This is a genomic window from Bradyrhizobium sp. USDA 326 (genome assembly GCF_049739485.1).
In the GTDB taxonomy this organism is placed as follows: domain Bacteria; phylum Pseudomonadota; class Alphaproteobacteria; order Rhizobiales; family Xanthobacteraceae; genus Bradyrhizobium.
Window position 1 is genome coordinate 3,986,587 of record NZ_JBMGQA010000001.1, and the last position, 12,599, is coordinate 3,999,185.

Genomic DNA, 12,599 nt, shown 5'->3' on the forward strand with positions numbered 1-12,599 from the left:
CCGGTCCCGGCACCGTAAACTGCCGCCAGCCAATTGGAGTGACGGTAATGCGAATCATTGCGGCCGCGGGTTTTCTCGCCAGCCTGGTTGTCTCGGGTCTGATGGCGAGCCAGTCGGCGCGCGCCGATTGGGTGCCGCCGTTCAAGGGCAACGACACCGGCGGGATCATCGCCTATTCCATGGCGACCCAGGTCGATGCCCGCCAGGTCGCGGTCGATCACTGCGCGCGCTACGGCAAGGTCGTCAAATTCCTCGGGGTGCAGGCCTATGACGGCGGCTACATCTCGTTCGCCTGCCGCTGGGTGCCCTATGGCGCCGCCGATCGCCCGATCCGCACGCTCTACTGAGGCGCTATCGTAACGCCGCACTATCTCGGCCGGGAGCCTCCACATGACGCGCAAACTCGCTTTGCTCGGCTCGACGCTTTGCCTCGCGTTGTCGGCAGGCAGCGCCAACGCCGACGACCTGCCGGTGCGCAAGGCCGGTCTTTGGGAAATGAAGCTGGTCACATCAGGCTCGCCGGTGCCCGAGATGACCATGCAGCACTGCACCGACGAGACCATCGACAAGGAGATGAGCAACAACGTCTCCCCGATGGCCAAGCAGATCTGCGCCAAGCAGGAGATCAAGAAGACCGCAACCGGCTATGTCAGCGATTCCGAGTGCAACGTCGCCGGCGTCAGCACGACGTCGCACGCCGAGATATCAGGCGATTTCAACTCGGCCTACACGGTGAAGACCACCTCGCACGCGCAAGGCGGCGTCGCCGGGGCGGCGGGGCGCGATAACACCACGACGCTGCAAGCCAAGTGGTTAGGGGCCTGCAAGCCGGACCAGAAGCCCGGCGACATCGTGATGCCGGGCGGATTCAAGATGAACGTGCGCGACATGGACAAGCTGAAGGCGCTGCTGCCGAAGTAGGATTTGCTCGCCGCGCAGGCGATGCGCTCCCTCGCCCGCTCTCACGGGCAGAGGTTAAGAGCAGCCTACACAGGTATCCGCACGCTCGCGCGCAATCCGCCCATCGGGCTGTCACCCAGCGTGATGTCGCCGCCATGCGAGCGGGCGATGTCGCGGGCGATGGCGAGGCCGAGGCCGGTGCCGCCTTCGTCCTGGTTGCGGGCGTTGTCCAGCCGCAGGAACGGCTTGAACACCTCTTCGCGCAAGTGAGCGGGAATGCCCGGGCCGTCGTCGTCGACCGTCACGGTCAAATAACGGTGATCGCGCTGGCCGGTGATGGCGATGTTCTTGCCGTAGCGCGCCGCGTTGGTGACGAGGTTGGCGAGGCAGCGCTTGAACGAGGCCGGCTTCACCGTCACCACGGGCAGGCCGTGGAACGCGACGGTCGCGTTGTGGCCGTGGCGTTCGGCATCGCTGCGCAGCTCTTCGAGGGCCTGGGCCATGTCGGTCGGCTGCGACTGCTCGCCGGAATCGCCGCGGGCGAAGGCGAGGTAATCCTCCAGCATCATCGACATCTCGTCGACGTCCTTGCGCATGCCCTCGAGCTCCGGACTGTCGCCGATCAGCGCCAGCTCGAGCTTGAAGCGGGTCAGGATGGTGCGGAGATCATGGCTGACGCCGGCGAGCATCGCGGTGCGCTGCTCCATGGTGCGCTCGATGCGCGACTTCATTTCCAGGAAGGCGACCGCTGCGCGCCGCACCTCGCGCGCGCCGCGCGGCCTGAAGTTCGGCGCCTCGCGGCCCTTGCCGAAGCTCTCGGCGGCATCGGCAAGGCGCAGAATCGGCTTGATCTGGTTGCGCAGAAACAGCACGGCGACGATCAACAGGATCGAGGACGTGCCGACCATCCAGAACAGGAAAATCTCCGAGTTCGATGCATAGGCGGCGCTGCGCTGCGCGAACACGCGCATCACGGCATCATCGAGCTGGATGCGGATCTCGACCAGGTTGGAACGGCCGACCGTGTCGATCCAGAACGAGCGCCCGATCTGGCGGCCGAGCTGCACCGACAGCGTCTGGTCGAGCAGCGAGAAGAACGGCTTCGGTCCTGGCGGCGGCATGTCGCCGGCGGGGAGGAAATCGACCACGAGGCCGAGCCGCTGCTGCGCGATGCGGCGGATCTGGTCGCGGTCCTTGTCCTGCGGATAGCCCTTGTAGACGTCAATCAGCGCGGCGATGTCCTGCACCACCGCAGCCGACAGACGGCGCGTCACCGTGTTCCAGTGCCGTTCCATGAACACGAAGGCGACGACCGATTGCAGCACCACCATCGGCACGATCATGATGAGGAGCGCGCGGGCGTAGAGGCCGGTCGGCATCCAGCCCTTGAACGCGTTGCCCATCCAGCCATTGGCGGCGGAGACGCGGCCGGCGGCGCTCTTCAAGAGCGTCAGGCCGGTATCGATCGTGCTCATCGGTCGCGCTTCACTGCTGAGGTCTCAAGGCGAGGCCACCAGCCGGTAGCCGATGCCGCGCACCGCCTGGAGGAACAGCGGATTTGCGGGGTCGGTCTCGATCTTGCGCCTGAGACGGTTGATCTGCACGTCGACGGCGCGCTCGTTGACGCTGCCGTTGCCGGTCAGCGCGCTGCGCGGCACGGTCTCGCCCGGTGTTTCCGAGAGAACCCGCAGCATCTCGCGCTCGCGGTCGGTAAGGTGGATGACCTCCTCGCCCTGGCGCAATTCGCCGCGTTCGAGATGGTAGACGTAGGGACCGAAGGCAATTTTCTCCACGGTCACGGCCTGCGGCGGCGGCGCGGCCCGCTTGAGGATATTGTTGATGCGCAGCGCGAGCTCGCGCGGCTCGAACGGCTTTGCCACGTAATCGTCGGCGCCGATCTGCAAGCCCTCGATGCGGGCTTCCGCCTCGTGCCGCGCCGTCAGCATCACGATCGGCACCGAGGACGACGTGCGGATGAAGCGGGCGAGATCGAAGCCGGTCTCGCCGGGCATCATGACGTCGAGGATCAGGAGATCGAAATGCAGGCCCAGCAGTTTCGAGCGTGCATCGCCGGCGCTCGCCGCGGTGGTGACGCGGTAGCCTTCACTGGCGAGAAAGCGCGAGAGCAGATCGCGGATGCGGCGGTCGTCGTCGACGAGCAGCAGATGCGGGGCATCGTCGGCCGGTTGCACCGGCAGGCGGGCGAGCGTGGCAGCGAGCGGCACGGTCACTCCTTGGCGTCTTGGTTGACGGAAGCGAAGATCGTCTCCAGCACCTTGTCCGGATCGTCGCGGTCGATCATCGCGCGCAGGAAGCGCTTGACCGTCTCGGCGTCCTGCGGCGCCATCTCCGCAAGCGCCCTGGTGATGCGCGTGGTCTGGAGGCCGGCGAGCTTCTGCACCAGCGCCTCGCCCTTCGGCGTCGCGTAGAGCAGGCGCTGGCGGCGATCATTGTCGCCGGTCTTCTGCACGATATAGCCCTCGTCCAGGAGCTGCTTGAGGACGCGGCCGAGCGACTGCTTGGTGATGCGCAGGACGTCGAGGAGGTCGGCGACCTTCAGGCCGGGATAGCGGTAGACGAAATGCAGGACGCGGTGGTGGGCGCGGCCGAAGCCGAACGCCTCCAGCTCCTGGTCGGGATCGCCGACGAAGTCGCGGTAGGCGAAGAACAGCAGCTCGATGATATCCCAGCGCAAATTGCCTCCGCCGTCTGCGGCCGGCCTGGGCTCGGCGGCGTCGTGAGAGGAAGTCGCGAAATTTATGTCAGGCATATTGACGTATCTTGGGTTCAATGTTACAAAACGATCGACCCGCACGAAATTTTAGATCGCTTCGCGTCGGGTAGCATCGGAGCAAGGCGCCGGAGAGAGCCGGACAGGCGACGACGGCCGGATCAGATCTACCGTGTGATTGTCGAGCGGCATTTCGGCAAAACATACTGGACTTCCGCCTTCCGCAAAAGCATGTCCTCGGTGACATGCTGGCCACGGAAGCCGGCCGTAAAAAGGCTGGCGGTGGTCCGGCAGAAACAATCAAAGCCAGCCGGGCCCCGAAGCGGGCAGGCGGGCGCCAGAACAGCGCCGCCGGCGGCAGCGGGAGGCAAGGACATGAGCATGAAATTCGATATCCAGCCCGCATCCAATCCAACCCCTGAGAAGGACCGCGTCGCCAAGCTGGTGGACCCCGGCTTCGGACGGGTCTTCACCGATCACATGGCCATCGTCCGCTACAGCCAGGCCAAGGGCGGCTGGTATGAGGCCAAGATCGAAGCGCGCGCCAACTTCCAGCTCGATCCGGCCGGCGCCGTCCTGCACTACGCCCAGGAAATCTTCGAGGGCCTCAAGGCCTACAAGCGCGACGACGGCGGGGTGAACCTGTTCCGCCCCGACGCCAATGCGCGGCGCTTCAGGGACTCGGCGGACCGCATGGCAATGGCCCAGCTTCCGGAAGACGTCTTCATCGAGGCGGTCGAGCAGGTCGTGCGCATCGACCGCGCCTGGATTCCTGGCGGCGAGGGCAGCCTTTACCTGCGCCCCTTCATGATCGCGAGCGAGAACTTCCTCGGCGTCAAGCCGTCGTCCGATTACATTTTTGCTGTCATCGCTTCGCCGGTCGGCTCCTACTTCAAGGGCGGGCCCGCGCCGGTCTCGATCTGGGTGTCCGAGAGTTATACCCGCGCCGCGATCGGCGGCACCGGCGCCGTCAAATGCGGCGGCAATTATGCCGCGAGCCTGCGCGCCCAGGCCGAAGCGATCCAGCACGGCTGCGATCAGGTCGTCTTCCTCGACGCGGTCGAGCGCCGCTACATCGAGGAGCTCGGCGGCATGAACGTGTTCTTCGTGTTCGACGACGGCTCGCTCTCGACGCCGCCGCTCGGCACGATTTTGCCGGGCATCACCCGCGACTCCATCATCACGCTCGCCCGCGATGCCGGCAAGACCGTGCGCGAGGAGCCGTACTCGCTCGATCAATGGCGCAAGGATGCGGCAAGCGGCAAGCTGAAGGAAGCCTTCGCCTGCGGCACCGCCGCGGTGATCTCCCCGATCGGCAAGGTGCGCTCGGTGAACGGCGACTTCGAGATCTCGGGCGGCGCCGCCGGCCCCGTCGCCATGGGCCTGCGCAAGCAGCTGGTCGACATCCAGTACGGCCGCACCAACGATCCGCACAACTGGATCCGCAAGGTGTTTTGAGGCCTTCCTCTTCTCCTCCTGCGGGAGAAGGTGGCGCGCGAAGCGCGCCGGATGAGGGGGCGGCTCCGCGAGTTCAATTGTCAGTTGGACGCGCGGGGAGAACCCCTCACACGTCTCGCCGCTTCGCGGCGAGCCACCCTCTCCCGCGCAAAGGGAGAGGGCAAGAACGGTTGCCGCCTCGCGCCCCGGCTGGTAAACGCCGCGCATGGCCGAGAAACCCAAAAAACCCCAGAAACTGAAGGCGCGCCTGCCGCGCGGGCTCGAGGATCGCGATCCCTCAGCGATACGGGCGACGCGCGAGATGGTCGAGAAGATCCGCGCCGTCTATGAGCTCTACGGCTTCGAGCCGGTGGAGACGCCGGCGATGGAGTATACGGACGCGCTCGGCAAATTCCTGCCCGACCAGGACCGTCCCAACGAGGGCGTGTTCTCGTTCCAGGACGACGACGAGCAGTGGATCAGCCTGCGCTACGATCTGACCGCGCCGCTCGCCCGCTATGTCGCGGAGAATTTCGACACGCTGCCAAAACCCTATCGCAGCTACCGCGCCGGCTACGTGTTCCGCAACGAGAAGCCCGGCCCCGGCCGCTTCCGCCAGTTCATGCAGTTCGACGCCGACACGGTGGGCTCGGCGACGCCGGCGGCGGACGCCGAGATCTGCATGATGGCTGCCGACACGATGGAGGCGCTCGGTATTGCGCGCGGCCAGTACGTCGTGAAGGTCAACAATCGCAAGGTGCTCGACGGAGTCCTGGAAGCCATCGGGCTCGCCGGTGACGAGAACGCAGGCCGCAGGCTGACCGTGCTCCGCGCGATCGACAAGCTCGACAAGTTTTCCGCCGACGAAGTGCGGAAGCTGCTCGGTCCCGGACGATGGGACGGCGGTGAAGAAGGCAAGGGCGACTTTACCAAAGGCGCCAACCTAAGCGCGGCGGAAGCCGACGTTGTTCTCGCTATCACCAAGCCGCGCGACGATTGGAAAGAGGCCATTGCTGCGGCAGAAACTTACCTTGCCAAGAGCGACGTCGGTCAGGCGGGCGTGAGCGAGCTGGAAGAGATCGCCAGGCTGGTGACGGGGGCGGGTTATGGTGCGGATCGCATCAAGATCGATCCCTCCGTCGTCCGCGGACTCGAATACTACACCGGCCCCGTCTACGAGGTCGAACTCCTGCTCGACACCAAGGACGAGAAGGGCCGCCCGGTGCGCTTCGGCTCGGTCGGTGGCGGCGGGCGCTATGACGGCCTCGTCTCGCGCTTCCGCGGCGAGCCGGTGCCGGCGACCGGTTTTTCGATCGGCGTGTCGCGCTTGCAGGCCGCGCTGACGCTGCTCGGCAAGCTGGATACGCGGCCGGAATTCGGCCCCGTCGTCGTCACCGTGTTCGACCGCGACCGCGTCGCCGATTACCAGAAGATGGTCGCAAGCTTGCGCACTGCCGGCATCCGCGCCGAGCTCTATCTCGGCAATCCCAAGAACATGGGCAACCAGCTCAAATATGCCGATCGCCGCAACTCGCCTTGCGTGATCATCCAGGGCTCGGATGAAAAGGCGCGCGGCGAGGTGCAGGTCAAGGACCTGATCGAGGGCGCGAAGGCAGCCGCCGCGATCGCCTCCAACCAGGAATGGCGCGAGAGCCGGCCGGCGCAGTTCTCGTGCAGCGAAGCCGACCTCGTGGCGAAAGTGCGCGAGGTGCTGGCGCGCCATGACGTGAGCTGGGGCTAGCTATTCGCTGACGCCGTCATGCCCGGGCTTGTCCCGGGCATTCACGTCTTGTTTGATAGAGGAGAACGTGGATGGCCGGGACAAGCCCGGCCATGACGACAGCAGCAGGGAGAAAACGATGCCTGAGATCACCATCAGCATGGCCGAAGGCCGCACCGACGAGCAGAAGGCCGGCATGATGCGCGACATCACGCAGGCGTTGGTGAAGAATCTCGGCGTCGACGCCGACGCCGTCGTCATCCAGATCAACGAGGCCCCGCTGCGCCACAAGATGAAGGGCGGCAAGACCTTTGTTGAGCGCGCGGCGGCCGCGAAGAAGTGACGCGTTAGACTAGCGTCATTCCGGGGCAGCCCGCCAGGGCTGAACCCGGAATCTCGATCGACGATCTCTGGATTCCGGGTTCGCGCTTTGCGCGCCCCGGAATGACGAGCAAGCACCATGGACGCACGCGACTTCATCAAGGCCGGCATGAGTGCCGAGCGAACGCTGGTGGTCCCGGCCGAGCGCACGGTCGGGCATTTCGTGCCCGGCATGCCCATGGTCTACGCCACGCCGATGATGATCCTCGAGATGGAGATGACGGCGGGCGATGCGATCCGAGCTGCGCTTCAGCCCGGCTGGGTCACGGTCGGCACCGAGGTCGACATCCGCCATCTCGCCGCGGCACTGGTCGGCGCGACGGTTCGGACCACGGCGAAGGTGCTTGCCGTCGAGCGCCGCGTCATCCGCTTCGAGGTCGAGGCCTTCGCGGGGACGCGCAAGCTCGGCGAAGGCCGCCACGCGCGCGGTCTCGTCAATGTCGAGATGTTCAACAAGCGGCTGGGGGCGACGTAGCTTCCGCATGGCCGCGGGGCGAGAGCCGGGCCTTTCATGGTTCGAGACGGCGCTTCGCGCCTCCTCATCATGAGGATCGACTACTTCGCCAATTCCCTCGACCGCTGCGTCGCCGCCGCGATCGCGCGGATCATCAGATCGCGCAGGCCCGGCTCGCCCATCAGCACGCCGAGCGCCGCGGCGGTGGTGCCGCCGGGTGAGGTGACGTTCTGGCGCAGCGTGGCGGAGGGAAGCTCCGACTGGTGCAGCAGCTCGCCGGAGCCGGCGACGGTCTCGCGGGCGAGCTTCGTCGCCAGCGCTTCGGGCAGGCCCGCTTCCACACCGGCGCGCGCGAGCTCCTCGGCGAGCAGGAACACATAGGCCGGCCCCGAGCCGGAGACGGCGGTGACCGCATCCATCAGGCCTTCGTCCTCGACCCATTCGACCGCGCCGGTGGCGCGCAGCAGCGCGTCGGCCACGTCGCGCTGGGCGGCGTTGACGTCCTTGGCTGCGACCGCAACGGTGATGCCGCGGCCGATCGCCGCCGGCGTGTTCGGCATCGCGCGCACGACGGCGCCGCCGCAGACTTCGGCAAGCGAGGCGATCGTGGTGCCCGCCATGATCGAGACCACCGAGGTCTTGTCTGAGACGAACGGCTTCAGCTTGGCGCCGGCCTCGCGGAACATCTGCGGCTTCACCGCGACGACCAGCGTCTCGACGGAGCCGGCGGTGTTTACATCGGGATTGATCGCCACGCCGTTGGCGGCAAGCGCGGTGATCTCGGGCGAGATGTGCGGATCGATCACCGCGACGCGGCGCGGATCGAGCCCGCCGGAAAGCCATCCCGTCAGCATCGCGCCGCCCATCTTGCCGGCGCCGGCGAGCAGGATGGTGCCGGTGATGTTTTGGAGGGGGTTGCTGTTTGCCACTTTGATCACCCAAGCAAGAGGTGTCGTCCCTGCGAACGCAGGGACCCATAAACACGGGCGGTTCTAATGGATGGAGGGCAGAGCAACAAGCACCGCACGCTACGGCGAAATCACGCGGTATGGGTCCTGCGTTCGCAGGCACGCCGATGGGGTGAGAGCAGTGGTCGCCTCACAGCGCCGGGAGAGCGAGGCGCGCCTTACGCCTCGCCCACCGTGTCGAACATTGCCGCGTCCATGGCTTGCGCGGTGGTCTTGCCGGCCCACACTACGAACTGGAACGCCGGGAAGTAGCGCTCGCAGGCGTGGATGGCGCCGGCGAGCATGGCTTCGCACTGCGCGGTCGAGGCGATGAGGCCGCCCGGCAGCACCAGGGCCTGGCGATGCATCACCATGCCGGTGTTGGTCCACAGGTCGAAATGGCCGACCCACAGCTGCTCGTTGACCGCGGCGACGAGCCGCTGCACCTCGCTTCGCCGCGGCAGTGGAATCTTCATGTCGAAGGCGCACGCCAGATGCAGCGCCTCGATCTCGCCCATCCAGGTGAAGGAGAGCTGGTAGTCGGTCCATTGTCCCTTGGAGACAATCGTGAGTTCGTCTTCGCCGGAGCGTTCGAACGGCCAGTTGTTGCTGGCAGCGATGTCCTCGACCACCGCGAGCGGATGGCTTCTGGAATCGATAGTGCCTTCGAGCAGGGACATGCCGTCTCGACCTCTTGCCTTCTTGTTGTCTTTGATACGCACGCGGTTGGGCCCAGCGCGCGCTCCCTAAACGTCGCTGCGGCGATCCCTGGGGTCGCTCTCGCGAGCCCCTCGGATCAGCGCGGGCTTGTCGCGGATCAAGTGATGTGATTTGCGGAATCTGCGCAACGGGGTCGCGAGTCCGTCCACAAGCCAGGACTCGTTCGTCCACAGCTCATCTCCGCCACAATTCTTAACGGGGCGTAGTGCCATTCCCGTCCCAGGGAGAACAAACCGGAATCAAATCGCGGGGAGAGACCCTCAGTGCTAATTCCGTACTGCGAGGGCCGAACCGCCGCCGCGGCATGGCACCATGCGATTTGCCTATGCGGAACACGCTTGCCGCGACTGCTCGCCGGCGGCATATTTCAGGGCAGGCCGTTCATCCCGGGCGGCTGCGCGTATTCCGCAAAAGTGGGTACCGGTTTTGCGACCAGAGTACGCGCAATCTTAAATTTGAGCATTTTTCTGCGACAAACCGGTTCCCACTTTGTCGGAAAAATGCTCGCGTTCTCAGGGCGGGGTGAAAGTCCCCACCGGCGGTAAGGGCCGAAAGGCCTGAAGCCCGCGAGCGCCTTCCACGAGGGGTATCCCGAAGGGAAGGGTCAGCAGATTCGGTGCAACTCCGAAGCCGACGGTTAAAGTCCGGATGAAAGAGAACGGTCGGTGGCAGACGCATCGAGACGATGCGGCTGTTTGTCGTTCCGTGTGCCCTGGTTCTGGTCCTTAAACCGAGGAAAGCCATGAATCAGATGCTGCAAGATCCCCCAACCGAAACGTCCCAAATACAGCCGCCGCCGGTTCCCGCGGACCCGGCACCTTCGCATCCGCGCTTCGCCAAGCCGCAGCGGGTGGCCTTCGTGCAGGCCTGCTGGCACCACGACGTGGTCGAAGAGGCTCGCATCGCCTTCATCAAGGAGGCGGAGGCGCGGCACCTCACTCATGTCGACGTGTTCGAGGTGCCGGGCTCATTCGAGATCCCGCTTCACGCGCAGGTCCTCGCCAAGACGCGGCGCTACACCGCGATCGTCGCTGCGGGCCTCGTCGTCGACGGCGGCATCTACCGGCATGAATTCGTCGCCGACACCGTGATCAAGGCGCTGATGGACGTGCAGCTCCGCACCGAGGTGCCGGTGTTCTCGGCCGTGCTGACGCCGCAGCAATTCCACGAGACCGAGGTGCACTACGACTTCTTCCGCAAGCACTTTGCGATCAAGGGTGTCGAGGTCGCGGCAGCCTGCGCGGAGACGTTGCATGGGCTGGAGCGACTGCGCGGCCAGGTGGCGGCGGGAATCGTAGGGTAGGGTCTGAAGTCATTCCGGGGCTCGCGAAGCAAGAACCCGGAATCTCGAGATTCCGGGTTCGGCGCTGGCGCGCCGACCCGGAATGACGGTGGGGGATCAAATCAGTCGAACAGGCTCGACACCGACTCTTCCGCGGCGGTGCGCGCGATCGCGTCCGATATCAGGCTGGCGATCGGCAGCGTGCGGATGTTCGGCGCCTTGGTCACCGCATCCGTCGGCAGGATCGAATCGGTGATCACCAGTTCCTTCAGCTTGGAGCCGGAGATGCGCGCCGCGGCGCCGCCGGAGAGCACGCCGTGGGTGATGTAGGCGTAGACGTCCTTGGCGCCTTTGGCGATCAGCGCGTCGGCCGCATTCACCAGCGTGCCGCCGGAGTCCACGATGTCGTCGACGAGGATGCAGGTGTAGCCGGCGACGTCACCGATCACGTTCATGACCTCGGACTCGCCGGGTCGCTCGCGGCGCTTGTCGACGATCGCGAGCGGGGTGTTGATGCGCTTGGCAAGGCCACGCGCGCGGGCCACGCCGCCGACGTCGGGCGAGATCACCATCACCTTGGAGAGGTCGAACTTCTCCTTGATGTCGCGCACCATCAGCGGCGCCGCGTAGAGATTGTCAGTGGGGATGTCGAAGAAGCCCTGGATCTGGCCGGCATGCAGGTCGAGCGTCATCACGCGATCGACGCCAGCCTGCGTGATCAGATTGGCGACGAGCTTGGCCGAGATTGGCGTGCGCGAGCCCGATTTACGGTCCTGTCTTGCGTAGCCGAAATAGGGCAGCACCGCCGTGATGCGGCGCGCCGAGGAGCGGCGCAGCGCGTCGGTGATGATCAGCAGCTCCATCAGATGATCGTTCGCCGGGAACGAGGTCGACTGGATGATGAAGGCATCCGAGCCGCGGACATTCTCCTGGATCTCGACGAAGATCTCCATGTCGGCGAAGCGCCGCACCACCGCCTTGGTCAGCGGCAGGTGGAGGCCTTGCGCGATGGCCTGTGCGAGAGCCGGATTGGAGTTGCCGGCGACGAGCTTGATGGAGCCGTTCTTGGCCGACATGGATGCTTCCTCCCGCGCTTTGCTGGATACGACGTTCAACATCAGAAAATACCCACTGGAAGCACGGTTACGACGGGCGAGGAAATATCAGGCCGGAGGCTGCAATGGCAACCCGGGATGCTACGTTTTCCCTTTGAAAATCCTGAGTCGGGCCAACGGCTTGGCGGCAATTTGAGGCCGTGGTTTAGCGGGGGTTATCGCTCGGCATAGCCGAGGGCCGAAGTCGGCATATCCGGCAGCGGAGCGTCCTTGAGGACGCTCGCCACCGCCGGTCCGCGCAGAGCCGGAGCCGCGCCCGGAGCATCCGGCGTTCCGTTGATCATATTGGAAAGTCCGCTGAATCCGGCCTGGGCGATCTTCCGCAACACGAGGTCGTCGGCCGCCGCCCAAGCATCACGTGTCGCGTCGCGGCCGCCCTTGGCCGAGGTCGGTTCCTCGCCGGAGAGGCGCAGCGCCCGCTGCTGGTTGGCGTCGTAGACGTCCCAGACCCAGGCGATCACGGTCTTGCCGCGCACCACCTGGGCGGAGAGGTAGCTGCGCACGCGGTAGGCGGCCGTTCCCTCGCGGGAGACCACGGACAGGCTGCGCAGCTTGGATTCGCTGTCGAGCACCCCGACCATGCGGTCGAACACCTGCGGCGGCGGTCCGTCGATCGATTCGAACGCCACCGTCGCGCCGCTGCCACCGCTCGGCGCCATCGCATAGGAATTGCCCGGCGCGTTGCCGCCGGCGCAGCCGCCAAGCGCGGTCGCCGCCGCCAGCAGCATGACCGCCAGCACGCGCGAACCTGCGCGGCGCAGAAAAGATGACGCTTCCCTCATTATGGAGGGCAGCGATATCGTTAAAACGCGTTAACGTCTAGGGCGGCGGGGCCACAGGCTGCTGTCATCGCTCTAAGCACCGTCGTTCCGGGGCGATGCGAAGCATCGAACCCGGAATCTCGAGATTCTC

General features: G+C 65.7%; 15 protein-coding genes and 1 riboswitch. Of the genes, 8 read left to right on the forward strand and 7 right to left on the reverse strand.

Annotation, left to right across the window (positions count from 1 at the left end):
- Positions 1-47: 47 nt before the first annotated feature.
- Positions 48-347, forward strand: a complete 300-nt coding sequence (locus tag ABIG06_RS18720; protein WP_124160378.1) for a hypothetical protein — start codon at positions 48-50, stop codon at positions 345-347.
- 43 nt (positions 348-390) lie between these two features.
- Entirely contained in the window at positions 391-921 is a 531-nt protein-coding gene (locus ABIG06_RS18725) for a DUF3617 domain-containing protein (RefSeq protein ID WP_124160379.1), read from the forward strand.
- 65 nt (positions 922-986) lie between these two features.
- Here the strand turns inward: ABIG06_RS18725 and ABIG06_RS18730 are convergent, their stop codons facing one another.
- Genes ABIG06_RS18730 through ABIG06_RS18740 form a run of 3 tightly spaced genes read right to left on the reverse strand, consistent with a single transcriptional unit; the run spans position 987 to position 3,670 of the window.
- Entirely contained in the window at positions 987-2,375 is a 1,389-nt protein-coding gene (locus ABIG06_RS18730; protein ID WP_370138097.1) for an ATP-binding protein, read from the reverse strand.
- A 24-nt stretch (positions 2,376-2,399) separates the two neighbouring features.
- Positions 2,400-3,131, reverse strand: a complete 732-nt coding sequence (locus ABIG06_RS18735; protein ID WP_124160381.1) for a response regulator — start codon at positions 3,129-3,131, stop codon at positions 2,400-2,402.
- The gene (locus ABIG06_RS18740; protein WP_370138099.1) at positions 3,128-3,670 is read right to left on the reverse strand and encodes a MarR family winged helix-turn-helix transcriptional regulator; all 543 of its coding nucleotides are present in this window, start codon (positions 3,668-3,670) and stop codon (positions 3,128-3,130) included. Before ABIG06_RS18740 ends, ABIG06_RS18735 begins: the two co-directional genes overlap by 4 nt.
- A 336-nt stretch (positions 3,671-4,006) precedes the next feature.
- On the opposite strand from ABIG06_RS18740, the gene ABIG06_RS18745 reads away from it, so the two are divergent.
- The 4 genes from ABIG06_RS18745 (at position 4,007) to ABIG06_RS18760 (ending at position 7,644) form a co-directional block, all read left to right on the forward strand.
- A complete protein-coding gene (locus ABIG06_RS18745) occupies positions 4,007-5,089 on the forward strand; it encodes a branched-chain amino acid aminotransferase (protein ID WP_370138101.1) in 1,083 nt (360 codons plus the stop codon).
- 205 nt (positions 5,090-5,294) lie between these two features.
- Positions 5,295-6,809, forward strand: coding sequence for a histidine--tRNA ligase (gene hisS / locus ABIG06_RS18750; protein ID WP_370138102.1), 1,515 nt, complete (start codon positions 5,295-5,297; stop codon positions 6,807-6,809).
- 67 nt (positions 6,810-6,876) lie between these two features.
- Positions 6,877-7,131, forward strand: coding sequence for a tautomerase family protein (locus ABIG06_RS18755; protein WP_276477896.1), 255 nt, complete (start codon positions 6,877-6,879; stop codon positions 7,129-7,131).
- 117 nt (positions 7,132-7,248) lie between these two features.
- Positions 7,249-7,644: a thioesterase family protein gene (locus ABIG06_RS18760; RefSeq protein WP_124160386.1), complete on the forward strand. Its 396-nt coding sequence runs from the start codon at positions 7,249-7,251 to the stop codon at positions 7,642-7,644.
- A gap of 80 nt (positions 7,645-7,724) precedes the next feature.
- Here the strand turns inward: ABIG06_RS18760 and proC are convergent, their stop codons facing one another.
- Positions 7,725-8,552 carry a pyrroline-5-carboxylate reductase gene (proC, locus tag ABIG06_RS18765; RefSeq protein ID WP_124160387.1) on the reverse strand — a complete coding sequence of 276 codons (828 nt, stop codon included), beginning with the start codon at positions 8,550-8,552 and terminating at the stop codon, positions 7,725-7,727.
- 197 nt (positions 8,553-8,749) lie between these two features.
- A complete protein-coding gene (locus ABIG06_RS18770) occupies positions 8,750-9,250 on the reverse strand; it encodes a YbjN domain-containing protein (RefSeq protein ID WP_028176645.1) in 501 nt (166 codons plus the stop codon).
- A gap of 544 nt (positions 9,251-9,794) precedes the next feature.
- Positions 9,795-9,954: riboswitch (FMN riboswitch) on the forward strand.
- A 78-nt stretch (positions 9,955-10,032) separates the two neighbouring features.
- Between ABIG06_RS18770 and ABIG06_RS18775 the strand changes: the two genes are divergently transcribed.
- Positions 10,033-10,593 (forward strand): 6,7-dimethyl-8-ribityllumazine synthase, encoded by a 561-nt coding sequence (locus ABIG06_RS18775; protein WP_124160388.1) that lies wholly within the window; start codon positions 10,033-10,035, stop codon positions 10,591-10,593.
- A gap of 101 nt (positions 10,594-10,694) precedes the next feature.
- Here the strand turns inward: ABIG06_RS18775 and ABIG06_RS18780 are convergent, their stop codons facing one another.
- Positions 10,695-11,648: a ribose-phosphate pyrophosphokinase gene (locus tag ABIG06_RS18780; protein ID WP_199751498.1), complete on the reverse strand. Its 954-nt coding sequence runs from the start codon at positions 11,646-11,648 to the stop codon at positions 10,695-10,697.
- On the opposite strand from ABIG06_RS18780, the gene ABIG06_RS18785 reads away from it, so the two are divergent.
- Entirely contained in the window at positions 11,638-11,823 is a 186-nt protein-coding gene (locus ABIG06_RS18785) for a hypothetical protein (RefSeq protein WP_370138104.1), read from the forward strand. The two genes, ABIG06_RS18780 and ABIG06_RS18785, sit on opposite strands and share 11 nt — an antisense overlap.
- A 19-nt stretch (positions 11,824-11,842) precedes the next feature.
- On the opposite strand, the gene ABIG06_RS18790 is transcribed toward ABIG06_RS18785, so the two are convergent.
- Positions 11,843-12,469, reverse strand: coding sequence for a hypothetical protein (locus ABIG06_RS18790; protein WP_124160390.1), 627 nt, complete (start codon positions 12,467-12,469; stop codon positions 11,843-11,845).
- Between the last annotated feature and the right edge of the window lie 130 nt (positions 12,470-12,599).